Genomic DNA, 26837 nt, shown 5'->3' with positions numbered 1-26837 from the left:
CGCGCGACAACTCTTCACGGATAAGACCGACATGACAGCCGGACTGGCGCGTGTTGGAGCTTTGGGCCGTGACAATTCAGGATAGACGACAGGAGTTCCGCCCAACATCGGGTGAGGCTCCTTTCAATCTGGACGAGGTGTTCTTTTCGCGCACCGATGCCCGCGGCGTGATCGAATCCGGCAATTACGTGTTCCGCCGCGTAGCCCATTATGAATGGGACCGCCTGCTCGGCGCTCCGCACAAGATCATCCGCCACCCCGACATGCCGCGCGCGGTCTTCTGGCTCTTGTGGGACACGATCAAACAGGGTCGGCCCATCGGGGCTTATGTGAAGAACCGGGCCGAGGACGGGCTTTATTACTGGGTGTTCGCCGTCGTGATGCCGAATGGCGACGGCTATCTTTCGGCCCGCATAAAACCCACGAGCCCGCTCTTTCGTACGGTCGAGAAAGAATACGCCGCGCTGCGCGAGGTCGAGCTCACCGAAAAGATCGAGCCGGAGGAAAGCGCACGCCGCCTGCTGGCCCGTCTGGCCGAACACGGCTTTCCGACCTATGCCGAATTCGCGGCCCATGCGTTGTCCGAGGAACTGACGGCGCGCGACACCGGCCTCGGTCGCCCGACCGACCCCCGCATGGATGCGCTGCGCGACACGATGGGCCATGCCGAAGCGCTCAAGACCGAGACCGAGGGGCTGATCCGCGACTTCAACGCCATGCGCACCGTGCCCCACAACCTGCGCGTCATCGCCTCGCGCATGGAACCCACGGGCGGACCGATCTCGACCCTGTCCAAGAACTACGGGATCATGTCGCGTGATATGTTCGAATGGTTCGAGGCGCATGTTCTGGGCGAAGACAGCAACTTTTCGTCGATCCAGTCCTCGGTGATCCAGACCCTGCTGATCCAGGGACTTTCGCGCCTTCTGAACGCTTGCGACCTGCAACTGACCTTCGAACGGCGCAAGCTGGGCCACACCGACCTTGAAACCGAGCGCGAGATTCTTCGAAATCTCGTCGACGCCTACAAGGTCGAGGCGAGCAAGGCCATCTCGCTCGTGCAGGACGAGGCGCGGCGCATCCTGTCGGCCTGCGACACCATGGAACGTCATGTGCTTGGCCTGTCGACCACCCGCGTCATGTGCAAGATCGAGGGCGCGCGCCTGCCGAAATCGGGTGAAAGCCTGACGGATATCATCGGTCAGCTGAAGGTGTTCCAAGACAGGATCAGCACAAGACTTGATCGCATCATGCACCTCGGGAACGAAATACGCGACAGGCTGGGCTGAACGCGCTTTTCCGCCTGTCCGCCGCGCGCTGTGCATTGCCAATGTTACAGGCGGTTGCAAATATCGGCCCATGGAAACCTTTCTCCTCAATGCCACGATTTACCTCGGTGCCGCCGTCGTCGCCGTTCCCATCGCCATCCGTCTCGGACTCGGCTCGGTTCTGGGCTACCTCGTCGCGGGCCTCCTGATCGGGCCGATCACGGGGATCGACGGGGGCGAGACCGAGGGGCTGATGCACTTCGCCGAATTCGGCGTGGTGATGATGCTTTTCATCATCGGTCTCGAACTCGACCCTGGCGCGCTGTGGGACATGCGACACAGGCTCATGGGGCTTGGCGGCCTTCAGGTGCTGCTCACAACCGGGGTCGTCACGGCGGGCGTCATGGTGCTTGGCGAAGGGTGGCAGGTCGCGCTTGCCGTCGGCCTCATGCTCGCCTTAAGTTCGACCGCTATCGTCCTGCAAACCCTGACGGAAAAGGGATTGATGCAATCGCCGGGCGGGCGATCCAGTTTCTCGGTTCTGCTCACGCAGGATATCGCGGTCATCCCGATGTTGCTCATCCTCCCGTTCCTCGCCTCCAGCGGCGCGCACCACGGCGGGGAAGAGCATTCCAGCGTGTCCATCGTCGAGAACCTGCCAAGCTGGGGCGTCGCCCTCGTCACGCTCGGAGCCATCGCGGCGATCATCCTCGGCGGCCGTTACCTCGTGCGCCCGGTGTTCAACTTCATCGGTCGCGCCCGCCTGCGCGAAATGTTCACCGCCGTCGCCCTGCTGATCGTCGTGGGCATCGCCACGCTCATGAACATGGTCGGCCTGTCCCCCGCACTCGGCGCTTTCCTTGCGGGCGTCATGCTGGCGAACTCGGAATTCCGGCATCAGCTTGAAACCGACATCGAACCCTTCAAGGGCCTGCTTCTGGGCCTTTTCTTCATCACCGTCGGCGCCGGGATGGACGTGCGCGGCTTCATCGCCGACCCCGCCCGCCTGATCGGCCTCGCGGTCCTGCTCATGGCGGCCAAGGCGGCGGTGCTCGCGCCGCTCGGCTACTTCTTCCACCTGCGCGGACGGAACCTTTGGCTTTTCACGCTCGGCCTTGCGCAGGCCGGTGAATTCGGCTTCCTGATGGTGACGTTCTCGGCCCAGCAGGGCGTCATCACAAACGCCATCGGTCAGGACGTGCTGACGGTCATCGCGCTGTCCATGCTGCTGACGCCGCTCGCCTTCATCGCCTACGACTTCTACGACCGACGCGCGTCCGAGAAGACCGAGCACCACGAAGAGGACGAGATCGACCATACCTCCGACGTCATCATCGTGGGCATCGGCCGGTTCGGTCAGGTGGTGAACCGGCTCGTCCGGTCGGTGGGCTACGAAACCACGGTCCTCGACAACAACCTGCAAACCATTCAGATGATGCGGAAATTCGGCGTGAAAGGGTTCTTCGGCGACCCGACCCGCCCGGACCTGCTCAAGGCCGCGGGGCTGCTGTCGGCCAAAGTCCTCGTCGTCGCCGTCAACAGCCCGGAAGCCTGCATGAAAATCGTGGCGCACGCCCGCGCGCAACGCCCCGACATCCACATCATCGCCCGCGCCCGCGACCGGACGCATGTCTACGGGTTGTATCAGGCCGGGGCCAACGACATCGTGCGCGAGATGTTCGACTCCTCGCTACGCGTCGGGCGCTATGTGCTGGAAAACATCGGCCTGTCGGAGTTCGAGGCGCATGAGGCCGAGCGCATGTTCTACAAGCACGACCGCCACATCATCCGCGAACTTGCGAACTATTGGGATCCCAAGCTGCGCGCCGACGAGAACGAGGCCTACCGTGAACGCGCCATGGCGCTCGATAAGGACATGGAAAGCGCGATGCTGACACAGCTCATGGCGCTGGATCAGGACCCCAAGCCTTCGCGTGACGACGACTTCGACGAGGATGACGAGGACGAGGCGAAAGCCTCCTAACCCTCGGACACGCCCGCCTCGGCGAAGGTCGCCATGCCGCTGTGCGTGGCGACCGCACCCTTGAGCACGCCGATCGCAAGTGCGGCGCCCGACCCCTCGCCCAGCCGCATTCCCAACGACAGAAGCGGCGTCTTGCCCAGCAGCGCGAGAAGCCGCCCGTGCGCGGCCTCTGCCGAGACATGACCGGCGACGGTATGATCCAACGCACCTTTCGCAGCCTGTTCAAGACAGGCCGCCGCCGCGGTGCAGATGAACCCGTCGAGGATCACCGGAATGCCCAGCACCCGCGCCCGCGCAATCGCCCCGGCCATAGCCGCGACCTCGCGCCCCCCGAGGCACCTGAGCGCCTCCAGCCCGTCCGAGGACGCGCCGGGGTTGGCTTTCAGCCCCTCGCGCACCACGCGCGCCTTGTTGGCCAGCCCCGCGTCGTCGACCCCGGTGCCGCGCCCCACCCAATCCTCGGCCAAATCGCCGAACAGGGCATGGGCGATGGCCGCCGCCGAGGTGGTGTTGCCGATTCCCATTTCACCTGTGACCAGCAGATCGGCCTGCGGATCGACCGCGTTCCAGCCCATCTGCAAGGCCTCGATGACCTCGGCCTCGCTCATGGCCGGGCCTTGCGTGAAATCCGCCGTGGGGATGTCGAGCGACAGGGCGTGAACGTCCATCTTCGCGCCGAATGCCTTGGCGAGCTGGTTGATCGCCGCGCCGCCCGCCTCGAAATTCGCGACCATCTGCACGGTCACGTCCGCCGGAAATGCCGACACGCCCTGTGCCGTCACCCCATGGTTGCCCGCGAAGACGATGACCTGCGGCGCGTTCAGGCCGGGCCGCGCGTCACCGCGCCATCCCGCATACCAGATCGCCAGATCCTCGAGCCGCCCCAGTGCCCCCGGCGGCTTCGTCAGTTGCCCATTGCGCGCCTGCGCCCCGGCGACGGCCACGGCGTCCGGCTGCGGCAGGTCCGCGAGGATGGCGCGAAAGGCGTCGAGCGTCTCGAAGGGGGCGGTCATGGGCGTCTCCTATTGATGTGTCGCGGGCGAAGGCTTACCGAGGTTTCATCAACGAGAACAAGGCGAAAGTCATGGCCCGTTCCGACCCCCTTGCCACCCCCGGCGACATCGCCGCCGCGCTGGCGCTTCTGACCCGGCTTCCGGTCCCGGCGGACCACGCCCGTGGCGCGCGTGCGTCCTGGGCCTGGCCCCTCGCCGGTGCCGTCACGGGCGCTGTCGCGGCGGTCTTTGGCGGGGTCGCCCTGTGGCTGGGCCTGCCCGCCGAGCTCGCCGCCGCACTGGTTCTGGCGACCCAGATCGTCCTGACCGGCGCATTGCACGAGGACGGGCTGGCCGATGTGGCCGACGGCTTCTGGGGCGGGCATGACGTCGCGCGACGCCTCGACATCATGAAGGACAGTCGCGTCGGCAGTTACGGGGTGATCGCGCTGGTGCTCTCGCTCATCGCACGCTGGGCCGCGCTTGCCGCACTCATGCCCTTCGGCGGCCTGTTCTGGGTTCTGGTCGCCACGGGCGCCCTCAGCCGCGCCCCGATGGCCGTGCTGACGGCCGCCATGCCGAATGCGCGGGGCGCGGGACTGTCGCAAAGCGTCGGCCGCCCGTCTCAGGCCACCGGGACCCTCGGCGTGCTCGTCGCTCTGCTCGCGGGTTTCCTGTGCCTCGGCACGAGTGCCCTCGCCCCGATCCTCTGGGTGTCGCTTGCAACACTCGCGATCGCCGCCATCGCGAAAGCCAAGATCGGGGGGCAGACCGGCGATGTCCTCGGCTCGGCTCAACAGCTTTGCGAAATTGCTGCCCTCGGCGCGCTGGTCGCCATCAGCACATGAAAAAACGCCGCCCCAAGCGGAGCGGCGTTTTCTGGAAACTTGAGTGTTTTGCGCGGATCAGGCGGCGCGCGAGGTCAGAACGCCGTCGACCTTTTCCTGCGCGGCAGCTTCGTCACCACCGGACACCGCAGCCACTTCGCGGGTCAGACGCTCCAACGCCGCTTCGTAAAGCTGCCGCTCGGAATAGGACTGCTCCCGCTGGTCGTCGTTGCGGTGCAGGTCGCGCACGACCTCGGCAATCGAGATCAGATCGCCCGAGTTGATCTTCTGTTCGTATTCCTGCGCGCGGCGCGACCACATCGCACGCTTCACGCGGGCCTTGCCCTTGAGCGTATCCATAGCTTTGGACACGACATCCGGCGACGAGAGCGAGCGCATACCCACTTCGGTCGCCTTGTTGGTCGGAACGCGCAGCGTCATCTTGTCCTTTTCGAACGAGATCACGAACAGTTCCAGCGTAAGCCCGGCGACTTCCTGTTCCTCGATGGATACGATCTGTCCGACGCCATGCGCGGGATAGACGACGTATTCGTTCGGGCGGAAATCAAGCTTCTTGGCTTTGCTCATCTTCAAGTACTTCCTTTCAGCACCTCGCGACCTGGGCGACAAAAACGCACGGTGCAAGGAAAGCTTCCTTACATCGTCGCGATTGTTTTTCGCAATTCAGGCACGCCCAGATTTGGCCCCCAATGGGCGCTGGTCAGGTGTCATGGTTCACAGCGAAGTTCTATATAGCGCAGAATCGCCGAATTTCAAAGGGTTCACGGCGGATTCGGGTGAATCCCCCCTGAATCCGCGGAGTTTGGCCTATGAAAGCCGCTGTTTTCGCCGCGCCGCAGCGCGGATCGGGCGAATCAGCCGCCCGGCGCTTCGGAGAAGTACTTCTCCAGTTTGCCCTCTTCCCCGTCGCGCGCTTCGGCTTCGGGAAGCGGGTCTTTCTTCTCGATGATGACCGGCCAGAGTTCGGAGTATTTGCGGTTGAACTCGACCCACTTCTCCGCTTCCGGCTCGGTGTCCGGGCGAATGGCGTCCGCCGGGCATTCCGGCTCACACACACCGCAGTCGATGCATTCGTCGGGGTGAATCACCAGCATGTTCTCCCCCTCGTAGAAGCAATCCACGGGGCAGACTTCGACGCAGTCGGTGTATTTGCAGGCGATGCACTTGTCGTTGACGATATATGTCATGTCAGGTCCAGATACCGGTCGTTTCGGCTGTGCCTACCGCCCCCGGCGCAATCATTCAAGCCGGGACGGATCGTAAAGACGTGCGTTGCGTCTATCTTTCGCACTGGGACGACCCTTTCCTTCGAAACCGGGATTCGCCGGAACGTGCGTTTCCTGCGGGCTCAGATCGTCGTACAGCGCCTGCGCCTCGGGGGCCGGTCCGCGCCGTTCGGACAGTGCCTTGAGCCGGACGACGCGAACGCGCCGGGCCTGCGGGAAGGTCAGCACATCCCCCGCCCCGATCCCGTGCGATGCTTTGGCGACCTTGGTCCCGTTCACCCGCAGGTGTCCGGCGGCGATCAGTTTCGTCGCCAGTCCACGTGTCTTGAAGAACCGCGCGTGCCAGAGCCATTTGTCCGCCCGCATCGTGGCGCGCGGCCCGTTCGCGGACGGCTGGCCCTCCGGCGCCCCGGTCATTTCTTGTCTTTGAGCCCCATGAGCGCCTGCGCGAACGGGTTGTCCGGGTCGATCGGCTTGTCCTTCTTCGGCGGTCGGGACGAGAAGGTCTTGGCCTTGCCGCCCTGCCCGCCTTTGCCCCGGTCGCCGTCGCGACGCGGCCCCTTGCCCTTGGGCTTGCCACCCTGCGGCTTGCCGCCCTGTCCGCGACGTTCGCCGCCGCGCGGGGCGCCACCGCCCTTGCGGGCGAACCCGGCCCAGGTGAAGGTATAGTAGACTTCGACCTCAGGCTCGGCTGACGGCTCGGCATCCGGCGTGGCCTCGGCCTCGGATGCGCCCTCGGTTTCGGGAATCGGTTGCGGCTCGGCCTCGCCAGCCTCCGGCGTCGCCTCGGCCTCGCTCACCGGCTTGGCTTTGGGCCGCTCGCCCTTCTCGGCCTTGTAGCCAAGACCGGACATAAGGTCGGCGAACTGCTCCAGCGTCATGCCGGTGATCGACAGCATGTCGGGGTTCGCCTCGAACCCGGCCTTGGAATCCTGCGCGCGAAGCTGGTCGGCCAGCCGCTCCAGCATGTCGATGCGGATCGCGCGGGCCCCGGCCTTGTGATAGCCGGACAGCGTATAAACCTCGTCGCCCACGCCTTCGATCACAGGGATCGTGACCAGACCCGGCGGCGGCGCTTCGGGAAACTCGTCCAGACCATTGAAAAGGCTCCACAGCACCAGACGCAGGCGCGTCGGCGCGGGCTTCAGCAGGAGCGGCATAAAGATCGTGAACTGCCCGAACCGGACGCCATGCTTGCGCAGGCTACCGCGCGCGTCCTGATCCAGTTCCTTGACCTCACCCGCCACGTTTCCGCGCGGGATGATGCCCAAAGCCTCGATCAGACGGAACGCGAAGCCACGGGCCAGCCCGGTCAGCGCCTCGTCCTTCTGCATGCCCAGCATCGGCTCGAACAGGCCTGCCACCTTGCGGTCGATGAAATGCTGCAAGCGGCGCGCGACCTTTTCGGCCACCTCGGTCCCCGCCTCGTCATCGACGAAGGCCTGCACGCGCGGGCGCAGGATGTCGTCGCCCTTGACCAGCTTGCCGACGGCGCTGTCGCCCCACATCAGCCCGCCCTGCTCGGTGAAATCGAGCTCGGTATCGGGCGCGTTGTAGAACCGGTCCGCCCTGAGATGGAACTCGGGGGCCAGCGCGGCGACGGACGCCTGACGCAAGGTTTTGGCCTCGTCGGGCGACGACGACGTGTCCTGCCGGAACCTGAACCCTTCCAGCCGACCGACGAATTCGCCCTCGACGCTCACTTCACCCTTGTCGTTCACCTCGGCCACAAGGCCCTCCTTCTGCTTCAACCGGCGCAAAAGCACGGATGTGCGCCGGTCGACAAATCGCTTGGTCAGTGCGGCGTGAAGCGCATCCGACAAGCGGTCTTCTACCGCACGGGTTTCGCCGCGCCAATGGCCTTCGTCGGCAAGCCACCCATTTCGCTGCGCCACATAGGTCCATGTGCGGATATACGCCAACCTTTTGGACAGGGTGTCGATTTCGCCATCAGTCCGATCAATCCGTTTGACCTGCCGCGCGAACCAATCTTCGTTCACGCGGCCATATTCGTGCAGGTCTGTGAAAAGCCTGTGAAGCAGCGTCACATGCTCGGTCTGGCTGATGCCCCGGAAATCCGGCACCCGGCACACATCCCAAAGCAGGCGAACGCTCTTGCCGTCATGCGCCCGCGCACTGACGACGGGATCGTCCGCCAGATCCCGCAGCGCGATCAGGTCGTCCGCCTCCCGCGCCTTCATCAGCCATTCGTCATCCGTGCCGACCTCGAGCGAGGCGATGAGCGCCTGCGCCGTGCCGAACTGAAGGTCCGAGTTGCGCCAGTTGAGTTTCCTCAATGGCGTGAAGGAATGGTTCGTGATCGCTTCGACCACCTCATCCTCAAGCGGCTGCGCCTCACCCGTCACGCCGAACGACCCGTCGGACATATACCGCCCGGCCCGCCCCGCGATCTGCGCCAGTTCATTCGGCGCGAGCCGCCGCATCCGCCGCCCGTCGAACTTCGACAAGGCCGAGAATGCCACGTGATTCACGTCGAGGTTCAGACCCATCCCGATGGCGTCGGTCGCGACAAGGTAATCCACGTCGCCGTTCTGATACATCGCCACCTGCGCGTTCCGGGTCCGGGGCGACAGCGCCCCCATGACCACGGCCACCCCGCCCTTCTGCCGCCGCATCAACTCGGCCAGCGCATAAAGGTTATCGACCGAGAAACCCACGATGGCCGAACGCCCCGGCATCCGGCTGATCTTCTTCGACCCGGCATAGGTAAGCGACGAGAACCGCTCGCGCCGCATGAACTGCACCTTCGGTACCAGCGCGGCAATCGCCCCGCGCATGGTGTCGGACCCCATGAACAGGGTCTCATGCATGCCCCGCGCGTTCAGCAGACGTTCGGTGAACACATGGCCGCGTTCGGGGTCGGCGCAAAGCTGGATCTCGTCGATGGCGACGAAATCGGCGCCCAGCCCCTCCGGCATCGCCTCGACCGTGCAGACCCAGTATTGCGTCCGCTCCGGCACGATCCGCTCTTCGCCCGTGACCAACGCCACGACGCTCGGCCCGCGCAACGCGACGATCCGGTCATAGACCTCGCGCGCCAGCAGGCGCAGCGGCAGCCCGATGACTCCCGTGCGATGCGCCAGCATCCGTTCGATGGCGTAGTGAGTCTTGCCCGTATTCGTCGGGCCGAGAACGGCCGTGATGCCCGGCATCCACGCTCCCCGTCGCGCAAGTCGGCGCGCTAGATGGACTTTCCTTCGAGCGCGCCTTCAAGCCGCTCCACGGCCCTGATTAGCGACGGTCGGTGGGGATGTATAGACAGCGCCTCGGAATAGGCTTCGAGCGCGGCGGGATCGTTGCCGGTTTCCTCGAGGATACGGCCAAGCCCGGACAGCGCCCCGAAATGGCGCGGCTCCAGTTCCAGCGTGCGCGCGATGTCGTGCAGCGACGGGCCGATCAGCCCGGCCGCGTAGTAGGCCGTGGCCCGCGCGTTCCAGCCCTCGGCGAAGTCTGGCGCGTTTTCGACCAGCGCGGTCAGATGCTCGATGGCCTCCTCGTACCGCTCTTCGGTCGTCGCTTCGCGACCCCGTTGCAGCAGCAGGTCCATCGCGGGCGAGCCGGACTCGGACCATTCCGACCAGATCTTGTTCTCGATCTGCTCCCAACTGGTCTCGTCCGCGTTTTCGAGCGAAGTGAACAACTCGTTCAACCGCTCGTCATCCGCGGCGAATGCGGGGCTGGCCAACAGGCAAAGCGTCAGGATCATGCGTCTCATGCCCACAGCCTAGCGCCGGACGCGCGCGGCTGTCATCACCATGTCGCGACCGCGCGCGTATATGGCGCTAACCGCACGTCATTTGGCGCGATCCCCTGTTTCGCGCCCTGCGTGTGCCTGCTAACCTGACGGGGACGTAAACTTGGCATCTCAACCAATATTCGGAGGACCCTGAGGTGAGCGACGTGATCGACGCGGCAGTGACCGCACTCAACGAAAAGATGGAAGGTCAGGATTTCGACTCGACGGCGAAATTCGTGATCGAAGGCGAAGGTTCGGTCGTGGTCGACGGCAACGGCGCCCATGCCGGCGACGAGGACACCGACGTGACCCTGACCGCCAGCGCCGAAACCTTCGAATCCATGATGTCGGGCGACCTGAACCCGACGGCGGCCTTCATGGGCGGCAAGCTTGCCGTGGACGGCGACATGGGCACCGCCATGAAGCTGGGCGCGATCCTCGCCTGATGGATGACGCGCCGCTCTTCGACGAAGTGGCCGAGGGGCCGAAAGGCGGGCGGGCCTATTGGCTCACCTGCCCCGACGGGGTGAAGATCCGTCTGGCCCATTGGCCGAAATCGGGACGGCGCAAGGCGCGGGGAACGGTGCTCCTGTTCCCCGGCCGCACGGAATACGCGGAAAAATACGGGCCCGCCGCCGCCGAATTCGCGGCACAGGGATACGACATGATCGCGGTGGACTGGCGCGGTCAAGGCATCGCCGACCGGGTGGCCGAGGACAAGCTTCTGGGCCATGTCGCGGATTTCGACGATTATCAGGTCGATGTCGACACGGTCATGGCGGCCGTGGCCGAGCTCGACCTGCCCAAGCCCTACTATCTCATCGGTCACTCCATGGGCGGCTGCATCGGCCTGCGCGCGCTGCATCGCAACCTGCCCGTGAACGCGGCGGTGTTTTCGGCGCCGATGTGGGGCATCGGTCTCGCCACATGGCTGCGGCCCGTGGCCTGGTCGCTGTCCTGGCTCACCCATTCCTTCGGCGACGGCACCAAGCTGTCGCCCGCGACCAAGCGCGAAGGCTACGTGCAGATCGCCCCGTTCGAGGACAACCAGCTGACCAAAGACCCCGAAATGTGGGCCTTCATGCAGCGCCAACTCGTCGCGCACCCGGAGCTTGCCTTGGGCGGCCCCTCGGTCACGTGGCTCTACCTCGCCCTGCGCGAAACCGCCTCGCTCGCGCGCACGCCGCCGCCCGCGATCCCGACGCTCACCTTTCTGGGGGCAGACGAACGGATCGTGGCGACGGAGCCTGTTCACAAGGTGATGGAACACTGGAAGAACGGCGAACTCGTCGTCGTCCCCAAGGCCGAACACGAGATCATGATGGAAGTGCCGGACACGCGCGCGATGTTCTACCAGCGCACTGTGGAACACTTCCAAGCCCACGCGTAACTCTTTCCGGTCGTTAAATATCCCGGGGGAGGTCTGGAGGGGGTAGAACCCCCTCCAGCGGATCGACGCGGGCCAAAGCCCGCGGCGAAACCCTTCACACGCCTCAGTGCGCCGGACGAATGAACGTCCCGTTGCGCAGATCCTGCATCGCCTGCATCAGTTCTTCGCGCGTGTTCATCACGATCGGCCCATGCCACGCCACCGGCTCGGAAATCGGCGCGCCCGAGATCAGAAGGAACCGAACCCCCTCTTCACCCGCCTGCACGGTGACCTCGTCGCCCGAGCCGAAGCGCACGACCGTGCGGTTGCCCGACATGTCGCGGATGTTAACCTCCTGCCCGAACACCTCTTTCTCGAGCAGAACGCCCGAGGGTCTCGAGGCGTCGACGAACGCCGCCGCGCCTTGGAACACATAGGCGAAGGCCCGGCGATAGGTGTCGATCTTGAAGGTCTTCTTCACCCCCGCCGGAATCGTCACGTCCAGATACTGCGGTTCCGCCGCGATCCCGTCGACCGGGCCGCGTTTGCCCCAGAACTCGCCCGCGACCACACGAACCACCGTGCCGTCGTCATCGGTGACCTCGGGGATCTCCTTGGACGCGATGTCCTGATAGCGCGGGTCCGTCATCTTGAGCGATGACGGCAGGTTGCCCCAAAGCTGGAACCCGTGCATCTGGCCCTTGGCGTTCCCGGTCGGCATTTCCTGATGCATGATGCCGGAGCCCGCGGTCATCCACTGGATGTCGCCCGCGCCCAGCGTGCCCCGGTTGCCAAGGCTGTCGCCATGCTCGACCGTGCCTTCGAGCACATAGGTGATCGTCTCGATCCCCCGGTGCGGGTGCCACGGGAAGCCCTTGATGTAATCCGAAGGCATCTCGCCCCGGAAATCGTCGAACAGAAGAAACGGGTCGAAGGCCTCGGGATCGCCGAAGCCGAAACCGCGATGAAGCTTGACCCCGGCGCCTTCCATCGTGGGTTGGGCGGGGGTCTGGGAGATTACGGGACGAATGGACATGAGCGTCTCCTTTCGACCCGTAATTTAGGGTTGCACGTGGCCCGCAACAATCCGCCGCCACGCTTCGAGGCGGCGCAGTTTCTGTGCACGCAGGCACAGATCCGGGCAGATCAGGACCGCGCCGGGCAGCTGTTCACGTATTCCCAGCACAATTGCGGGCCGAAGCGCGGCTCGGTGAACACGGTGTCGATGAAGGTGTTGTTCTTCATGAACCCCCAGCCGGACTCGTAGTTCTCCGTCGATACGGTTTTCAGCATCGGCGGGATGAAGGGCGCGACATAGTCGACGCTGGTTTCGACCATGACGATCCGCTCTCCGAAGCCCAGAAGCGGCACCACGGCATTCAACGCGTCGAGGTCGTCGGATTCGTAGGTGTCCACGCCATTGGTCGCGCGCGACCAGTCCAGAACCAGCACCCGGTTGTCGGCATCGCCGCAATCGCCGTTGCAGTAAAGCTGGGTGACGCGCACCCATGTGTCGTTGTCGCCCTGCGTCAGATAGCGAAAGACCGAGCGCACGCCGTTGAGATAGGTCGTGTTGATCGATGCGGTTTCCCGCGACATCAGGTCCGAGATCGCGTAGTTGCCCTTCAGCGCCAGATTGCGGGCGCGGAACACGTCGAAGATCGTGTAGACCGTCAGAAAGCCCCAGATCAGCAGCGGCAGGATCAGCACCATCTCGACGGTGAGCGAGGCATCCTCGTCCCGAACGAACCGGCGGATCGAAAAATGTGGTTCCATCTGTCGCCCTCCCCTCACGGTTCGTTCACGAAGGTCGAGGCGGCGACGACGGCGTATTGACCGGCTTCGTCCAGCGGGGCGAGGTCCAGAACCCACTTCGACGGGGCGAAGAACGGGTCGACCTTGGCGCAGGCGCGCACGATCATGATGTCGTTGGCCAGCCCGAAGGTGACGTTGACGACCGGCTGGATTTCAGCCGACTGGTCGGTGCAGGTCGTGTTGCCCGCCGGGAAAGACCACGTATCGGTCGAGATCGGTGTCAGTTCGACCAGCAGGTTCGAATTGCAGTTCGAGATGATCGGCGCCCGGTTGCACAGCGTCGTCTTGAGCGCCCCCTGGGTCTGCGTATCGACCAGCCCGAGGCGCAGTTCGCGCACCGTCGTGTCGAGCGACTTGTCCAGCATGACCGACCTGAGAAGCAGGACGGACATTTCGAACGACGATAGGAACAGCGTCATCAGCGCAGGGAAGAGGATGACGAACTCGATCGAGGCCGTTCCGTCTTCCCGTCTGATTGCCTGTTTTATTCTTTTTAGTATGCCTGCCCGATGTGTCATTTCAGAACACTAGCCTCAGTTTCGAGATTTCCCTTGCGATGGCCGCGAAGGCCGCCGAGATATCCAGACCGTCGACGTCGAAGTAATAGGCCGGTGCCGACGCGCAGCTGCGCATGATGTCGTGCTGGCTGCCGCTGACCTCGAACCCGATCGTGAAGACGACCATGCCCGCGTTCTTCGCCGCCGTGCAGATCTCGTCCAGATTGTCGTTCTTTTCGCTGTAGTTGAAATAGTCGTGCGCATCCGCGAGGAAGTTCCACTGGTCATACCAGTTGGCGGTCTTCTGAAGCCACAGTTGCGGGAAGGTCAACTGCGTGGCGCCGTTGCCTTCGTACACCATCTCGCATTCTTCGACCCAGTTGTACTGCCACCACCAGTACCCCCAGTATTGCCGGACCGAATGGCATTCCTCGTATTCGCCCTCGCCGTACGGGTGGTCGAGCCACTGACCGCCGTTCACCCAGTAATAGCGATCATCGTCGGCGTCGTAGACCGACCAGTCGTTCGAGCTGTTGGCCTTGTAAACGCCCGACGGCCCGCTGTGATACCCGCGCCGCAGATAGTCCTGCGAGGTGTTTTCGCCGTCCGTCATCAGCACGATGACCTTTTCGATCCCGCGCTGGGTGTATTCGAACGGGCGACCATCGAAGGCCTCGTTCACTTCGTTCGCGGCCACGAGGTCCGAGATCGCGGGCTGCGCCGCCGGGTCCAGAAGGGCCGCGCCCCATTTCATCCCGAGGTCGATCGAGGTGTTGCCGCTCGCGCCCAGATCGTCGATCTCGTCGCGCAGAGCCTCGGCGGAGAAGCCCATCGGGTAAATCTCGCGCCAGTAGTCGTTCGTGCTGCCGGAATAATCGTTGTAGCAGGGCGAATTCGAGCCGGGGTTCGGGGTGCTGTTGGTGCCGCCCGACGGGTCGAAATACCCTGTAAGCTGGATCGGATCGCCGTAAAGCGCGGGCAGCGGGCGCCCGTTCGTCACGAAGGTGTCGAGCGAGAAGGTCGGAACGGCGACCGTGTCGAACTCGTCCTCGTAGAAGGTGATGCACCGGCTTTCGGTGTGCTCGCTCGTGTGGTTGAACCGCTGCAGCAGGTTCGACGGCAGCAGCACCTGTTCGGCGTAGGGCACGATGTTGATCGAGATGTCGCCCTCGGTCAGCGTGCAATCCTCGGTCTCGTCCGCATCGGCGGGGTTGCACAGCATGACGTTGACGAACCGCTTGGCGGCCCGACGAAGTTCATAGATCTTGGAATAGCCGGAACTGGACGAGTTGCCCATCGAACCGGACACGTCGAGCACCAGTGAAATTTCGGACAGCGACAGCGCCTCTTCGGCCCCGCCTTCGGTGTAGAGGCCCAGATCGTACATATGCGCCAGACGCAGGAAGGTGGTCGGCATGAGCGCGCTGACCGAGGCCTCGACCCGCCGTGTGGTCACGGCCACGTCGTCGGCCACCTCGCCGTTCGTTTGGTTCTCGAAGACGTCGATGTCGTCCTGACTGATGACATGGCCCAGACCGGCCTTGGTGAAGTAGTCCAGCACCACCTCTTCCGGGTCCAGATCCTGATCCAGCGACGCTGCGGCAAGGATCGCACGGTCGAGCGTGCCCTGAACATGCACCCGGTGGGTTTCATAGCGCATCGTGTCGACCGCGATACCGCCCGCCAGACACATCAGCATGAAAACGGCGATCCCGAATATGATGAACGACCCGCGCTCGTCACGCAGGAACCCCTCGGGATTGTCCACCCGTTGCGTGGTCTTCCGATCTTTCAGGCCGTGATCCGTCATCGTCCCGTCTCCCGCGTCAAAACGCATCATCCGCGTTCGAAACACGGATTTCACCGCGATCCAGAGACCCCAGAACCACGGCGGAATTGAGGCGAATGTTTGAAATTTGAAACTCACCATGCAGCTTTACGGGACAGTGACCCGCCGCCGCGCTTCAGCGTTTCCCAACCATGCACAATCCGCCACGAAAATTCCGCGTGGGTTAGCGAACCATGACCTGAATACGGACGTGACCGGACCGGGTGTTGTGGCCCACCCGCCCACGTCCTATGTCTTGACCGACACACGAACAGGAGACTTCATGCGCATCCCGACCAAGCCCAGCCCCGTCTTCGACGCCGCCACCGACCCCGCAGGGTCCGGCAAGGATTTGGGAAATCTGCCCGACTGGGATCTGAGCGACCTCTACGCGGCCCCCGACGCGCCGGAAGTGACCCGCGACCTCGACCGGCTGAAAACGCTCTGCGCCGACTTCGCCGAACGCTACGAAGGCAAACTGGCCGATCTGGACGCTCAGGGCATGCTCACCTGCGTCACGGCGCATGAGGAGATCGACCGCATCGCCGGGCGGCTCATGTCCTACGCGGGTCTGCGGTATTATCAGGTCACGACCGATGGCGAACGGGCGCAGTTCCTGCAAAACTGTCAGGAAAAGCTGACGGACTACACCACGCCGCTGGTGTTCTTCTCGCTCGAAATCAACCGAATTCCGGACGACAAGCTCGACGCCCTGTTCGAAGCCAACGCCGATCTGGCCCGCTACAAGCCGATCTTCGACCGCCTGCGCGCGATGCGCCCCTACCAGCTGTCCGACGAGTTGGAAAAATTCCTGCACGACCAATCCGCCGTCGGCTCCGCCGCGTGGAACAAGCTGTTCGACGAAACGATGGCCCGCCTCACCTTCTCACCCGAAGGCGAGGACGAAGACCTGTCGCTCGAGGCCACGCTGAACCTTCTGTCCGAACAGAAACGCTCCCGCCGCGAAGCGGGCGCGCGCGAACTGGCCCGCGTGTTCGGCGAAAACCTCCCCCTCTTCGCCCGCGTGCACAACACGCTCGCCAAGGAGAAAGAGATCGAGGACCGCTGGCGCAAGATGCCCTCGGCCCAGACCGCGCGCCACCTCTCGAACCATGTCGAACCCGAGGTGGTCGAGGCTCTCAGAAACGCCGTGGTCGACGCCTATCCGAAGCTGTCGCACCGTTACTATGCGCTCAAGGCCAAATGGCTCGGGCTCGAAACGATGGAGGTCTGGGACCGAAATGCACCGCTCCCGATGGAGGAGGAGCGGGTCATCGACTGGCCCAAGGCACGCGAGATGGTGCTGTCGGCCTATGCAGGCTTCGACCCGGAAATGGCCGCCATCGCCGAGCCGTTCTTCGATCGCGGCTGGATCGATGCCGGCGTGAAACCCGGCAAGGCCCCCGGTGCCTTCGCCCACCCCACCGTCACCGACGCGCATCCTTACGTTCTGCTCAACTACCTCGGCAAACCGCGCGACGTGATGACGCTGGCGCACGAGCTGGGCCACGGCGTGCATCAGGTGCTGGCCGCCGGTCAGGGCGAGCTTCTGGCCGACACGCCTCTTACGCTGGCCGAGACCGCAAGCGTCTTCGGCGAGATGCTCACCTTCCGCAAACTGCTGGCCGAAGCGCCCGATGCGGCCCAGAAAAAGGTGCTGCTCGCGGGCAAGGTCGAGGATATGATCAACACGGTCGTGCGCCAGATCGCGTTCTACGACTTCGAATGCAAACTGCACGAAGCGCGCCGCACCCGCGGCGAACTCACCACCAGCCAGATCAACGAGCTGTGGATGAGCGTGCAGGGCGAAAGCCTCGGCCCGGCGTTCACCTTCATGGACGGCTACGAAACCTTCTGGTCCTACATCCCCCACTTCGTCCACTCGCCGTTCTACGTCTACGCCTATGCCTTCGGCGACGGCCTCGTGAACGCGCTCTACGCGGTCTACGAAGAGGGCGATCCGGACTTTCAGAAGAAGTATTTCGAGATGCTGAAGGCCGGCGGGTCCAAGCACCATTCCGAACTGCTCAAACCCTTCGGTCTCGACGCCTCGGACCCGAAATTCTGGGACAAGGGCCTGAGCATGATTTCGGGCTTCATCGACGAACTCGAAGCGATGGAAGATTGAGGTTTCGACGCGGGCTTGCGCCCGCGTCGACCCGTTGGAGGGGGCTGCCTGCCCCCTCCAAACCTCCCCCGGGGATATTTTCCGACCGGAAAGAGACTGGACCCGGCACCCTGCTTTCCGGTCCCAAAATATCCTGCAGGGGGTCCGGGGGATGCAAAATCCCCCGGCGCTTGCCGTAGGAGACGCGGCTATTTCAGTTGACTGTCCTTTGAGCCGCGCCGATTGAAACCCGGGCGCACCTTGAAGGTCTGGTCACGCTCCTGCTGGCAATCGATGCAGATCTTGACGCCGGGCAAGGCCTCGCGCCGCGCCTCGGGGATCGCTTCGCCGCATTCCGCGCAGACCGCAAGGCTTTCGCCCACGGGCGCGCGCCGGGCGCGCAGGCGCTCCAGCTCCTCCGAAATCGACGCGTCGATCTGTTCCTGCACCGCACCGTCGCGGCTCCATCCACCGGCCATGACCACCTTCCGTCGGGTTGGGTCTGTTCACCATAGGTAGTGTGCCATAGCCTGCCCGCAAGAACGAGGGAGGAGCGGATGCGCATCGTGAAATGGATCCTTGGAATCGTGCTGACCGTCCTGGTGGTCGGGCTTCTGGGGTTCTTCATCCTCGCGCCGGGGATCGCCGAGCGTGACATGAACGTGGTCGTCGAACACGACCCCTACCCGGTCACCGCCGAGGGTGCCGCGTTTCACGATACGCTCCTCATCGGCGACTGGCATGCCGACACGCTGCTGTGGAAGCGCGATCCGCTGGAGCGGTCCGACCGGGGACATGTGGACATTCCGCGCCTGATCGAGGGCAACGTGACGCTTCAGGTCTTCACCGCCGTCACCAAATCCCCCTCCGGCCAGAATTACGAAGAGAACTCCGCCGAGACGTTCGACAACATCACCCTTCTCGCCGTGGGTCAGCTCTGGCCGCCACGCACCTGGAACAGCCTTCTGGAGCGTGCGCTTTATCAGGCCGAGCGGCTCAGGAACGCGGCGAACAGATCGGGGGGCCATCTGCGCCTCATCCGCACCGAAAAGGATCTCGACGCCGTCCTCGCGCTGCGTGAGGCCGGGGAAGAGGTCGTGGGCGGTGTTCTCGGGATCGAGGGCGCCCATCCGCTCGAAGGCGAGATCGCCAATCTCGACCGGCTCGAGGCGGCGGGATACCGGCTGATCGGGCTGCACCATTTCTTCGACAACGAACTGGGTGGATCGCTGCACGGGGTCGGCGATGCCGGACTTACCGATTTCGGGCGTCAGGTCGTGAAAGAGGTCGCGGCGCGGGGCATGATATTGGACCTCGCCCATTCCTCGCCCCAGGTGGCGCGCGACGTGATCGAGATGACCGATATGCCGCTTGTGGTCAGCCACACCGGTATTAGGTCGCATTGCGACACGAAGCGGAATTACCCGGACGACCTGATGCAGGCCATCGCCGCCACGGGCGGGGTGATCGGCATCGGCTACTGGGAGGACGTGACCTGCGACGACAGCCCTTTGGGCGTGGCCCGCACCATTCAGGCAGCCATCGACCTTGTCGGCGAAGATCACGTGGCCCTCGGCTCCGATTACGACGGCACGGTGACCACCGGCTTCGACACCGCCGAGCTCGCCGCCCTGACGCAGGCGATGCTGGACATCGGCCTGACCGAGGCGCAGATTCGCAAGGTCGCGGGCGGCAACATGGTCAGGGTTCTGCGCGACCGGCTGAACTGAGGCGCCCACCGCGGCGTCCCGGCGAAGCCGGGGCGGCGCTTGCCCTGCGCGCGCACTTGGCGCGCTCCGCACGGCCACGGATCAGTCGGGAATGCCCCAGCGGTCGAAGGGGAACGGGCGATCTTCGGTGACGCCGGTGACGAACAGGGTGGCGCGCGCCATCCAGTCGGCCAGATCCTCGCCAAACTCGGCGACGTAGTGGTTCTTTTCGCTGCCGAACAGCATCCAGAAGAACTGGATCAGGCCCGCGATGATGACCAGCCCGCGTGCCACCCAGAGCGCGATGACGAAGAACACCATCCACAGCCCGCGCAGCCAGATGTTGTCCGGCTCGCGCTCGTCGATCTCCGCGCCCGGCTCTTCCAGCACGGTCGGATCGACATCCTCATCCGGTGTTTCAGCTTCCTTGGCCATCCCGTCGTCTCCCAGTTCTGTCCCTATTCAAGTAATATCGGTCGCCTGCGAAAACACCATGTCAATCATGGCCTGCGTGCCCCGGCTGAATTCGAGCGGCGCGGGATAGGACGTGCCCTCGCGCACCGTCGCCGCGAAATTCTCCACCTGAAGAACGTATTGGTTCACGCCCGGCCAGCGTTCCACCGCGACCGAGTGGTCGGGGCGCAAAAGATGGGCCTGCGCTTCGGCGAAAACGCCGCCGTTGAACGGCGCGGTGAGCTTCAGAAGGCCGTCCGAACCGTGGAACGTGACGGATTGGTGACGCATGAGCCGGGTCGAGGTGAGACCGGAATAGGTGAAGCGGCCTTTCGGCCCGGCCATCGTGCCCGTTGTATGAGCCCAGACATCGACCCCGTCCTCCCATCGGATGCGGGTCGAGATCTCTTCGGGTTCCGCGCCCGTGGCGAAGCGCGCCGAGCCATAGGTATAGACGCCCACGTCGCGGATACCGCCGCCGCCCGTGCCGCGCTGGTTGCGGAAGTTCGCGCGATCCGGGTTGTTGTAGGTGAACACGGCGTCGACATGGCCCAGCGTGCCGAGCGCACCCGCGTCCAGCAGTTCCCTGACGCGCTCCCACTGCGGGTGGTGCAGTATCATGTAGGCTTCGGCGACGTGCAGCCCGCTCGCGTCCCGCGCGGCGATGATGCGATCCACCTCGCCCGCGTCGAGCGCGATGGGTTTTTCGCACAACACATGCTTGCCCGCCTCGATCGCGCGCAGGGTCCAATCCACGTGCAGGTGATTGGCAAGCGGGATGTAGATGGCGTCGATCCCATCGTCGTCCAGCAGCGCCGCGTAGCTGTCATAGACCGTCAGATCGTCGGTGATCGCCCGGAACGGCGCGACTTTGTCCGGCGAGGTCGTGGCAAGTGCGGCCAGTCGGTTGCCGCGCGCCGCGTGGATCGCCGGCGCCATGTCTTTGGCGGCGAACCGCGCCGCCCCGAGAATGCCCCACCGCAGGTCGTTGGCCATTGGTTTCCCCTTACAAAAAGCCCGGGCGCTTGGCCCGGGCGTCCTGTGTCGTCGTTAGCGCAATCAGGCCGTTTCGGCCATGCCCTTTTCCGAGGCAAGCTCCTGCATCCGCTTCTGGAGCTTCTCGAAGGCGCGCACTTCGATCTGGCGGATACGTTCTCGGCTGACGTCGTATTGACCGGACAGGTCTTCCAGCGTCACCGTCTCGTCCGACAGGCGGCGCTGGGTCAGGATGTCCTTCTCGCGGTCGTTCAGCACGTCCATCGCCTGTGCCAGCATTTCGCGGCGCACGGTCAGTTCGTCTCGCTGTTCGTAGTCGCCCGCCTGATCGGCATCCTCGTCTTCCAGCCAGTCCTGCCACTGCATCGTGGAATCGCCGTCGTTCGTGATCGTGGCGTTGAGCGAGGCATCGCCACCCGACATGCGCCGGTTCATCGAGATCACTTCTTCCTCGGTGACGTTCAGGTCATGGGCGATCTGGGCCACGTTCTCGGGCCGCAGGTCGCCGTCTTCCAGCGCACCGATGCGGGCCTTGGCCTTGCGCAGGTTGAAGAACAGCTTCTTCTGGGCAGAGGTCGTGCCGAGTTTGACCAGCGACCACGAGCGCAGGATGTATTCCTGAATCGAGGCGCGGATCCACCACATCGCATAGGTGGCGAGGCGAAAGCCCTTTTCGGGGTCGAAGCGTTTGACCGCCTGCATGAGACCCACGTTGGCTTCGGAAATCACTTCGGCCTGCGGCAGGCCGTAGCCGCGATAGCCCATCGCGATCTTGGCTGCGAGCCGCAGGTGACTGGTCACAAGCTGGTGCGCGGCGTCGGTGTCCTGATGGTCCACCCACCGCTTGGCCAGCATGTATTCCTCCTCCGGCTCCAGCATCGGGAACTTCCGGATATCCTGAAGGTAGCGGTTCAGGCCACCTTCCGGCGTCGGAGCAGGCAAAGTCGAATAATTGGCCATCTGTTTACATCTCCACTGTCGCGCCCCAATGTTTCGGGGATTAACATTCTATTTAGGGCGCGTGTACCACCATTCAAGAGCATTGAGCCCTTGAACACTTAACGAAGTATGAACTCATCTCCGTCGGTTTTGGTAGCGGGCTCACGCCTTTGTGCTGAGTATTTCAGTCGGGTTTAGCGCCCAACACCTCGATCAGCCCCGCCATGTCATCAGGCAAACGCGCCTCGAACCGCAGCTGTTCCTTGGTCACCGGATGCTCGAACCCGAGCGTGGCGGCATGAAGCGCCTGTCGCTCGAACCCCCACAACGCCTTGGCCGCCTCGGCCCCCAGAGCGGATTCAGAGGGTTTACGCCGCCCGCCGTAGACCGGATCACCGACAAGCCCGTGACCGGCATGGGCCATGTGCACGCGGATCTGATGCGTGCGCCCGGTCTCGAGCCAGCAATCGAGCAATGAGACGGAAGGAGGCCGCCCAAATGTTTCAACCACGCGGGCCCGCGTGACGGCGTGACGCCCGCCGGACCACGTGACCGCCTGTTTCTGGCGGTCGGTTTTGTGGCGCGCGAGCTGAGTGGTGATCTTCACGATCCCCCCCTGTTCGAAACTCACGCCACGCACGCCCTTGAGCCGCGGATCGGCAAGGTCGGGCATACCGTAGACCAGCGCGCGGTAATGCCGCTCGACCGTGTGCTTTTCGAACTGGGCCGCCAGCCCGTGATGGGCCGCATCGGTCTTGGCCACCACGAGCAGGCCCGAGGTGTCCTTGTCGATCCGGTGGACGATGCCGGGGCGTTTCTCACCCCCAACGCCCGACAGATCGTCGCCGCAATGGTGCAAAAGCGCGTTGACCAGCGTGCCCGACGGCGTGCCGGGCGCCGGATGCACCACCATGCCCGCCGGTTTGTTCACGACGATCAGGTCGTGGTCCTCCCACACCACGTCGAGCGCGATCGCCTCGGGCAGCATGTGGGTGTCCTCGGCCACCGGCACGGTGATCTCGATCACCTCGCCCTCGGCGACCTTGGCCTTGGCGTCGGTCAGCACCTCGCCTGCCCGCACAACGGCCCCCTCGGCGATCAGCTTCGCCAGCCGCGAACGCGACAGGTTCGCCGCCTCTGGCACATCGCGGGCCAGTGCCTTATCAAGCCGGTTGGGCGGATTGGCCCCGATCTCGACGAGGACGGACGTGGACGACATGGACGAGGCTCCCCTGACCGGCCCGGATGCCGGTCTCGTACGTTACCTGAAATGGCTGGTGACGACGCTGACGGTCACCATGATCGTGGGGCTTGTAGTCCTGATCGCCGTCGTTGTCATGCGGTTGAACGAAACGCCCGGTCAAAGTTTCCCGGACCGGATCGCCCTGCCTGACGGCAGCGCCGCCACCGCGATCACGCGGGGGTCCGACTGGATCGCCGTGGTGACGGATGACGACCGCATCCTGATCTACGACACGACCGGCCAGACGCTCAGACAGGAAATCGCGGTCGACTAATTCCCGACGAAGCCACCGGCGAAGACGATCTTGCCGTTGTTGCCGTGGAACGCACCGATCACACCCTGATCGCCGACGAGCCCTTCGAGGTCGCCGTCATGGCCCGCATAGACCACCCCGCCCTCGAACGCGCGGCCTGTGATCGCGCCATCGACGACGAGCGCGCCGTCGGACCCGGTCACCGTGCCCTGATCGAAATCCGCGACGATCGAGATCTTGCCGTCATCGAGGCTCGACACCCCGCGCAGCTCGGTCTCGTAGTAGCGCAGGTTGGAGATCACGGCGACTTCGTAGTCGGCGAGGTAGACCGCCTGACCCGAGGTCGGCGTCGTGCCCGTGTCGGACCCGGCTAGGATCGCGGAATAGGCTTCGGCGCGACCGTTGCCGAGGGTCGAGAAATACTCGATGCCGCCGATGGATGCGTCGTAGATATCGCCGGACTCCTGAATGGTGTCGGTGGTGGTTACGGTCGATGACACGGTGCCGCCCGTGTAGAACCCCGAGCGCGTGTTCACGTCGACCAGAAGGCAGCCCGACAGCGGGAAGGCGAGAAGCGGGAGGAGGAGCGCGGTGCGAAGCATGGCGTCAGTCCTGCGGTCCGATGAAGCCGCCCGCGAACACCGTGTCCGCGCCGCTGCCGTGGAACGCGCCCGCGACGCCCTTGTCGCCGATGTTGCCGCCCAGAAGGCCGGCCGTGCTGCGATAGGTCACTGCGCCGCCCAGATTGTCGCCCGCGATTGTGCCCGCGACCACAAGGTCTTTGTCGGTGCCGGTCAGCCCGCCGGTGTCGAAATCCGCCGTCAGCACGATCTGGCCGGAATCGCGGATAAGGTCGCCCGACAGGTTGGTGCCGTCGCTGGTGAGGTTGTCGAGTTGAAGGACCGTATAGTCGGTGGTGTAGGTCGCCGTGCCGGTCGCGACCGTGACCCCGATGTCGGTGCCCGCGCGAACGCCGGTATAGCCCCGCGCCGTTTCGCGCTGCGTCCCGACCACGAAATCGACACCGCCGAGCGTCGTGTCGTTTACCGCCCCGAACTCCACGTTCGACCAGGCCAGCGTGCGCCGCGCCTCGGCGTTCGGCAACTCCCGCGAGTCGAACAGGACCACCTCGGACGAGGTCGTGGTCACGCTGCCCGATCCGCTGGTGGTCGTCGTCGTTGTCGTGGTGGTCGTGGTCACGCCCGTCGTGCTGGTCGCACAGGCCGAAAGAGCCAGTGCCGTCACCAGGAGACCGCTGAGTTTCAGCTTCATTTTTTCTGCCCTTCTAGCCCCTTGTTCGGACGCTATGGGACGTTTGGGAACGGGGCAAGCCCTGCCCGCGCGAAATGACGCGGGCTGTCGCAGCTTGACCACGGCACTGGCCCGCTCGGCGCGAACATCGAAAAGGGAAGGATGGTACCGACACCCCGGCTCGAACGGGGGACCTCTTGATCCACAATCAAGCGCTCTAACCAACTGAGCTATGTCGGCACTGGAGCGCCGTTTAGCGCCCCCATCCGTGCAATGCAATAGCCCGGGCTTGAAAAACGAAGGGGCACGGCGTAACTCACCCGCATCCTTGAAGGAGCGCAGCCATGGGCATCAATTCCGAGACCGAAGTTTCCGCCAACATCCAGATCGGGCCGACCACGCTCGGCATGGTGCGCATCTATGTCGAAGGCAACGGCATCGATCTGCCGATGGACTTCGAGCCGGACGAAGCCCTTGAGATTGCCGAGGAAATTCGCGCCGCCGCGATGCAGGCGCAGAAGATGGGCGACAAGGGCGCTAAAAAGTCGAAGGGTCCGAAAAAGGGCTGACGCCGGGATCGCGGTAGCCGTGCAGGCGCCGCGCCGCATCCCGCGCGAACTTGAGCGTCAGTTTCTTGCGCCGCGCCGGGGCGAGCTTTGTTTCCGGCCCCATGCGCACGATCTCGGCATCGTATGGATCGGCGATGATAAGCCCGGTCTCGTCCGGCAGAAGGTCGAGCGGGAAGTCGCAATCGACCGCCCAGAAGAACCGGTCGCAGAACTCCAGATAGCCCTGCCACTTGTGATCCGCCATGAAATCGGCGCGGCAGGACTTGCACTCCACGACCCAGATTTCCCCTTTGGGGCCCACGGCATAGACATCGGTGCGCAACCCGCGCGCCGGCACGAATTCCTCCACGCAGGCGAAATCGTGCAGGCTCAGGTGCCGCGCCACGCCACGGGCGAGCAACTGGCCGGGTTGAAGCAATGCGGTGTCCATGCGCCCAGAATGAACAATTCGTGAACATTTCGCAAGTCGCCCGCGCGAAATTCCCCCGATCATTCCCCTTGCGCGAACCCCCGGCCGGGCCTATCTCGGGTCTTGGCGGTCTGCCCTTCTCGTCTACACGGGAACATTCCGGTGGCCTTAAGCAAATCCGAGGGAGCTGGCTCTGTCGCGGCCGTGGCCGAGTTACCCGGCGCCCACCTGAATATCAGGTCCTCGGGAATGCGCTTCCCTGACGGTTGCAGGTGGTCCCGCCACTACCTAGGCTCCTTCCGGCAACACCGGGAGGAGCCTCATGTCTTCCAAGTCCAACCTGCCGCACGATCCCCTGCCCCTGCCCGACCGTTTCGACTGGACGGATGACGAGGCACGCGCCCGCGTGACCGGCTTTTTCGACCTGATGGCGCGGCGCCACACGGTGCGCGACTTCTCGGACCGCCCGGTGCCGCAGGACATCATCGAGACCGCCGTCGCCACTGCGGGCCGCGCGCCCTCGGGAGCCAATCACCAACCGTGGTTCTTCGCCGTGGTGCAGGACGCGGGGCTGAAGGCCCGCATCCGGGCCGAGGCCGAGGCGGAAGAGGAAAAGTTCTACGACGGCGGCGCGGGCGACGAATGGCTCAAGGCGCTGGAACCCATCGGCACCGACGCCTCCAAGCCGCATCTCGAGATCGCGCCCTGGCTCATCGTGATTTTCGCGCAGCGTTGGGGCGAATTCGACGATGGCACCCGGTTCAAGAACTACTACGTGCCCGAAAGCGTGGGGATCGCGACCGGGTTCCTGATCGCGGCGCTGCATCAGGCGGGCCTCGCCTGCCTGACCCACACGCCGAACCCGATGAAGTTCCTGAACGGCGCCTTGGGGCGGCCCGGTTCGGAAAAGCCGGTGATGATCCTCGCCGTCGGCCACCCGGCCGAGGACGCCACGGTGCCCGCGGTCGCGAAACTGAAAAAGCCGCTGGGCGAAATTCTAAAGGTTTACTGACGCTTACGCGGTGCGTTCGCCGTCGCTTCGATCCGCGCCGGGATATTGGTCGCGACCGGAATACGCTTGCCCCCGCGCGGTTCGTCATCTTCGCCCATCCGCATGATGGTGATGGCGAACTGCACGCCCGAGAACACGATCCCGTTGCCGAAGAACAGCATGATGACGGCCATGATCCCGACATCAGAGGTCGACACGAGGTGCCACAGGTTGCCCACGTTCATCCACAGAAGCGCCGCGACGAATACGGCGGCAAGGCCGAACCCGATCAGAACGTGACGAATGTAGAGCGAGATCAGTTTGGGCATGTCA

29 protein-coding genes and 1 tRNA gene are annotated in these 26837 nt (G+C 64.3%); 10 read left to right on the top strand and 20 right to left on the bottom strand.

Translation table 11 applies throughout. The annotated features are described in order from the left end of the window. Nucleotides 1-68 precede the first annotated feature (68 nt). Both HOY44_RS17640 and HOY44_RS17635 read left to right on the top strand, forming a co-directional pair. Nucleotides 69-1289, top strand: coding sequence for a PAS domain-containing protein (locus HOY44_RS17640; protein ID WP_287437268.1), 1221 nt, complete (start codon nt 69-71; stop codon nt 1287-1289). A gap of 70 nt (nt 1290-1359) precedes the next feature. Continuing rightward, complete coding sequence (locus HOY44_RS17635; protein WP_008329405.1) at nt 1360-3252, top strand: monovalent cation:proton antiporter-2 (CPA2) family protein; 1893 nt, start codon at nt 1360-1362, stop codon at nt 3250-3252. Here the strand turns inward: HOY44_RS17635 and cobT are convergent. Then, on the bottom strand, nt 3249-4265 hold the full coding sequence (gene cobT, locus HOY44_RS17630; protein ID WP_287436525.1) for a nicotinate-nucleotide--dimethylbenzimidazole phosphoribosyltransferase: 1017 nt from the start codon (nt 4263-4265) through the stop codon (nt 3249-3251). The two genes, HOY44_RS17635 and cobT, sit on opposite strands and share 4 nt — an antisense overlap. 71 nt (nt 4266-4336) lie before the next feature. Here cobT and cobS point away from each other — a divergent pair, with 71 nt between their 5' ends. Then, nucleotides 4337-5092, top strand: a complete 756-nt coding sequence (cobS, locus tag HOY44_RS17625) for an adenosylcobinamide-GDP ribazoletransferase (protein WP_287436523.1) — start codon at nt 4337-4339, stop codon at nt 5090-5092. 57 nt (nt 5093-5149) lie between these two features. On the opposite strand, the gene HOY44_RS17620 is transcribed toward cobS, so the two are convergent. The 5 genes from HOY44_RS17620 to HOY44_RS17600 form a co-directional block, all read right to left on the bottom strand. Beyond that, complete coding sequence (locus HOY44_RS17620; RefSeq protein WP_008329411.1) at nt 5150-5659, bottom strand: CarD family transcriptional regulator; 510 nt, start codon at nt 5657-5659, stop codon at nt 5150-5152. Between the two features lie 287 nt (nt 5660-5946). Beyond that, entirely contained in the window at nt 5947-6279 is a 333-nt protein-coding gene (gene fdxA / locus HOY44_RS17615; RefSeq protein WP_287436520.1) for a ferredoxin FdxA, read from the bottom strand. A gap of 51 nt (nt 6280-6330) precedes the next feature. Continuing rightward, nucleotides 6331-6735 carry an RNA-binding S4 domain-containing protein gene (locus HOY44_RS17610; protein WP_138424055.1) on the bottom strand — a complete coding sequence of 135 codons (405 nt, stop codon included), beginning with the start codon at nt 6733-6735 and terminating at the stop codon, nt 6331-6333. Beyond that, entirely contained in the window at nt 6732-9491 is a 2760-nt protein-coding gene (locus HOY44_RS17605; protein ID WP_287436517.1) for a helicase-related protein, read from the bottom strand. The genes HOY44_RS17610 and HOY44_RS17605 overlap by 4 nt, the downstream gene beginning before the upstream one ends. A gap of 29 nt (nt 9492-9520) precedes the next feature. Continuing rightward, nucleotides 9521-10054 carry a tetratricopeptide repeat protein gene (locus HOY44_RS17600; RefSeq protein ID WP_287436515.1) on the bottom strand — a complete coding sequence of 178 codons (534 nt, stop codon included), beginning with the start codon at nt 10052-10054 and terminating at the stop codon, nt 9521-9523. 176 nt (nt 10055-10230) lie between these two features. Between HOY44_RS17600 and HOY44_RS17595 the strand changes: the two genes are divergently transcribed. Together HOY44_RS17595 and HOY44_RS17590 are read left to right on the top strand one after the other, a co-directional pair. Next, a complete protein-coding gene (locus HOY44_RS17595; protein ID WP_008329421.1) occupies nt 10231-10521 on the top strand; it encodes an SCP2 sterol-binding domain-containing protein in 291 nt (96 codons plus the stop codon). Further along, nucleotides 10521-11465 (top strand): alpha/beta fold hydrolase, encoded by a 945-nt coding sequence (locus tag HOY44_RS17590; protein ID WP_287436512.1) that lies wholly within the window; start codon nt 10521-10523, stop codon nt 11463-11465. Before HOY44_RS17595 ends, HOY44_RS17590 begins: the two co-directional genes overlap by 1 nt. 103 nt (nt 11466-11568) lie before the next feature. Here HOY44_RS17590 and HOY44_RS17585 read toward each other — a convergent pair whose 3' ends face one another. The 4 genes from HOY44_RS17585 to HOY44_RS17570 all read right to left on the bottom strand — a co-directional run bounded on the left by HOY44_RS17585 (nt 11569) and on the right by HOY44_RS17570 (nt 15566). Further along, the gene (locus HOY44_RS17585; RefSeq protein ID WP_287436510.1) at nt 11569-12480 is read right to left on the bottom strand and encodes a pirin family protein; all 912 of its coding nucleotides are present in this window, start codon (nt 12478-12480) and stop codon (nt 11569-11571) included. Nucleotides 12481-12590: 110 nt separating this feature from the next. Then, entirely contained in the window at nt 12591-13220 is a 630-nt protein-coding gene (locus tag HOY44_RS17580) for a TadE/TadG family type IV pilus assembly protein (RefSeq protein WP_138424059.1), read from the bottom strand. 14 nt (nt 13221-13234) lie between these two features. Further along, on the bottom strand, nt 13235-13777 hold the full coding sequence (locus HOY44_RS17575; protein WP_040884450.1) for a TadE/TadG family type IV pilus assembly protein: 543 nt from the start codon (nt 13775-13777) through the stop codon (nt 13235-13237). A gap of 1 nt (nt 13778) precedes the next feature. After that, a complete protein-coding gene (locus HOY44_RS17570; protein WP_171043033.1) occupies nt 13779-15566 on the bottom strand; it encodes a TadE/TadG family type IV pilus assembly protein in 1788 nt (595 codons plus the stop codon). A 301-nt stretch (nt 15567-15867) separates the two neighbouring features. On the opposite strand from HOY44_RS17570, the gene HOY44_RS17565 reads away from it, so the two are divergent. Next, nucleotides 15868-17712: a M3 family oligoendopeptidase gene (locus HOY44_RS17565; protein ID WP_008329458.1), complete on the top strand. Its 1845-nt coding sequence runs from the start codon at nt 15868-15870 to the stop codon at nt 17710-17712. 188 nt (nt 17713-17900) lie between these two features. On the opposite strand, the gene HOY44_RS17560 is transcribed toward HOY44_RS17565, so the two are convergent. Then, entirely contained in the window at nt 17901-18170 is a 270-nt protein-coding gene (locus HOY44_RS17560; protein ID WP_287436504.1) for a DksA/TraR family C4-type zinc finger protein, read from the bottom strand. Nucleotides 18171-18248: 78 nt separating this feature from the next. On the opposite strand from HOY44_RS17560, the gene HOY44_RS17555 reads away from it, so the two are divergent. Continuing rightward, the gene (locus HOY44_RS17555) at nt 18249-19421 is read left to right on the top strand and encodes a dipeptidase (RefSeq protein ID WP_287436502.1); all 1173 of its coding nucleotides are present in this window, start codon (nt 18249-18251) and stop codon (nt 19419-19421) included. An 81-nt stretch (nt 19422-19502) separates the two neighbouring features. Here HOY44_RS17555 and HOY44_RS17550 read toward each other — a convergent pair whose 3' ends face one another. The 4 genes from HOY44_RS17550 to HOY44_RS17535 all read right to left on the bottom strand — a co-directional run bounded on the left by HOY44_RS17550 (nt 19503) and on the right by HOY44_RS17535 (nt 23007). Beyond that, nucleotides 19503-19835: a DUF4389 domain-containing protein gene (locus HOY44_RS17550; RefSeq protein ID WP_287436501.1), complete on the bottom strand. Its 333-nt coding sequence runs from the start codon at nt 19833-19835 to the stop codon at nt 19503-19505. Nucleotides 19836-19862: 27 nt separating this feature from the next. Continuing rightward, nucleotides 19863-20849 (bottom strand): Gfo/Idh/MocA family protein, encoded by a 987-nt coding sequence (locus tag HOY44_RS17545; RefSeq protein ID WP_287436499.1) that lies wholly within the window; start codon nt 20847-20849, stop codon nt 19863-19865. Between the two features lie 63 nt (nt 20850-20912). Then, nucleotides 20913-21809 (bottom strand): RNA polymerase sigma factor RpoH, encoded by an 897-nt coding sequence (rpoH, locus tag HOY44_RS17540; protein WP_138424066.1) that lies wholly within the window; start codon nt 21807-21809, stop codon nt 20913-20915. A 163-nt stretch (nt 21810-21972) separates the two neighbouring features. Further along, a complete protein-coding gene (locus HOY44_RS17535) occupies nt 21973-23007 on the bottom strand; it encodes an RluA family pseudouridine synthase (RefSeq protein ID WP_287436497.1) in 1035 nt (344 codons plus the stop codon). On the opposite strand from HOY44_RS17535, the gene HOY44_RS17530 reads away from it, so the two are divergent. After that, entirely contained in the window at nt 23006-23305 is a 300-nt protein-coding gene (locus tag HOY44_RS17530) for a DUF6476 family protein (protein WP_287436495.1), read from the top strand. The two genes, HOY44_RS17535 and HOY44_RS17530, sit on opposite strands and share 2 nt — an antisense overlap. On the opposite strand, the gene HOY44_RS17525 is transcribed toward HOY44_RS17530, so the two are convergent. The 3 genes from HOY44_RS17525 to HOY44_RS17515 form a co-directional block, all read right to left on the bottom strand. After that, nucleotides 23302-23886, bottom strand: coding sequence for a hypothetical protein (locus tag HOY44_RS17525; protein WP_287436493.1), 585 nt, complete (start codon nt 23884-23886; stop codon nt 23302-23304). The genes HOY44_RS17530 and HOY44_RS17525 overlap by 4 nt on opposite strands. A 4-nt stretch (nt 23887-23890) precedes the next feature. Further along, nucleotides 23891-24556 carry a hypothetical protein gene (locus tag HOY44_RS17520; protein ID WP_287436491.1) on the bottom strand — a complete coding sequence of 222 codons (666 nt, stop codon included), beginning with the start codon at nt 24554-24556 and terminating at the stop codon, nt 23891-23893. A gap of 142 nt (nt 24557-24698) precedes the next feature. Continuing rightward, a tRNA-His gene (locus HOY44_RS17515) sits at nt 24699-24775 on the bottom strand. Between the two features lie 104 nt (nt 24776-24879). Here HOY44_RS17515 and HOY44_RS17510 point away from each other — a divergent pair. Beyond that, nucleotides 24880-25104 (top strand): DUF6324 family protein, encoded by a 225-nt coding sequence (locus HOY44_RS17510; RefSeq protein WP_008329475.1) that lies wholly within the window; start codon nt 24880-24882, stop codon nt 25102-25104. Here the strand turns inward: HOY44_RS17510 and HOY44_RS17505 are convergent. Beyond that, on the bottom strand, nt 25073-25534 hold the full coding sequence (locus HOY44_RS17505; protein WP_008329476.1) for an MmcB family DNA repair protein: 462 nt from the start codon (nt 25532-25534) through the stop codon (nt 25073-25075). The two genes, HOY44_RS17510 and HOY44_RS17505, sit on opposite strands and share 32 nt — an antisense overlap. Before the next feature lie 301 nt (nt 25535-25835). Between HOY44_RS17505 and HOY44_RS17500 the strand changes: the two genes are divergently transcribed. Continuing rightward, complete coding sequence (locus HOY44_RS17500; RefSeq protein WP_287436488.1) at nt 25836-26525, top strand: nitroreductase family protein; 690 nt, start codon at nt 25836-25838, stop codon at nt 26523-26525. Here HOY44_RS17500 and HOY44_RS17495 read toward each other — a convergent pair. Beyond that, a complete protein-coding gene (locus HOY44_RS17495) occupies nt 26519-26833 on the bottom strand; it encodes a hypothetical protein (RefSeq protein WP_287436486.1) in 315 nt (104 codons plus the stop codon). The two genes, HOY44_RS17500 and HOY44_RS17495, sit on opposite strands and share 7 nt — an antisense overlap. Nucleotides 26834-26837: the final 4 nt, after the last annotated feature.

Origin of the sequence: Maritimibacter sp., assembly GCF_016774595.1 — a bacterium.
Taxonomy (GTDB): domain Bacteria; phylum Pseudomonadota; class Alphaproteobacteria; order Rhodobacterales; family Rhodobacteraceae; genus Maritimibacter; species Maritimibacter alkaliphilus.
This window is presented reverse-complemented; position numbering and strand designations above follow the sequence as displayed.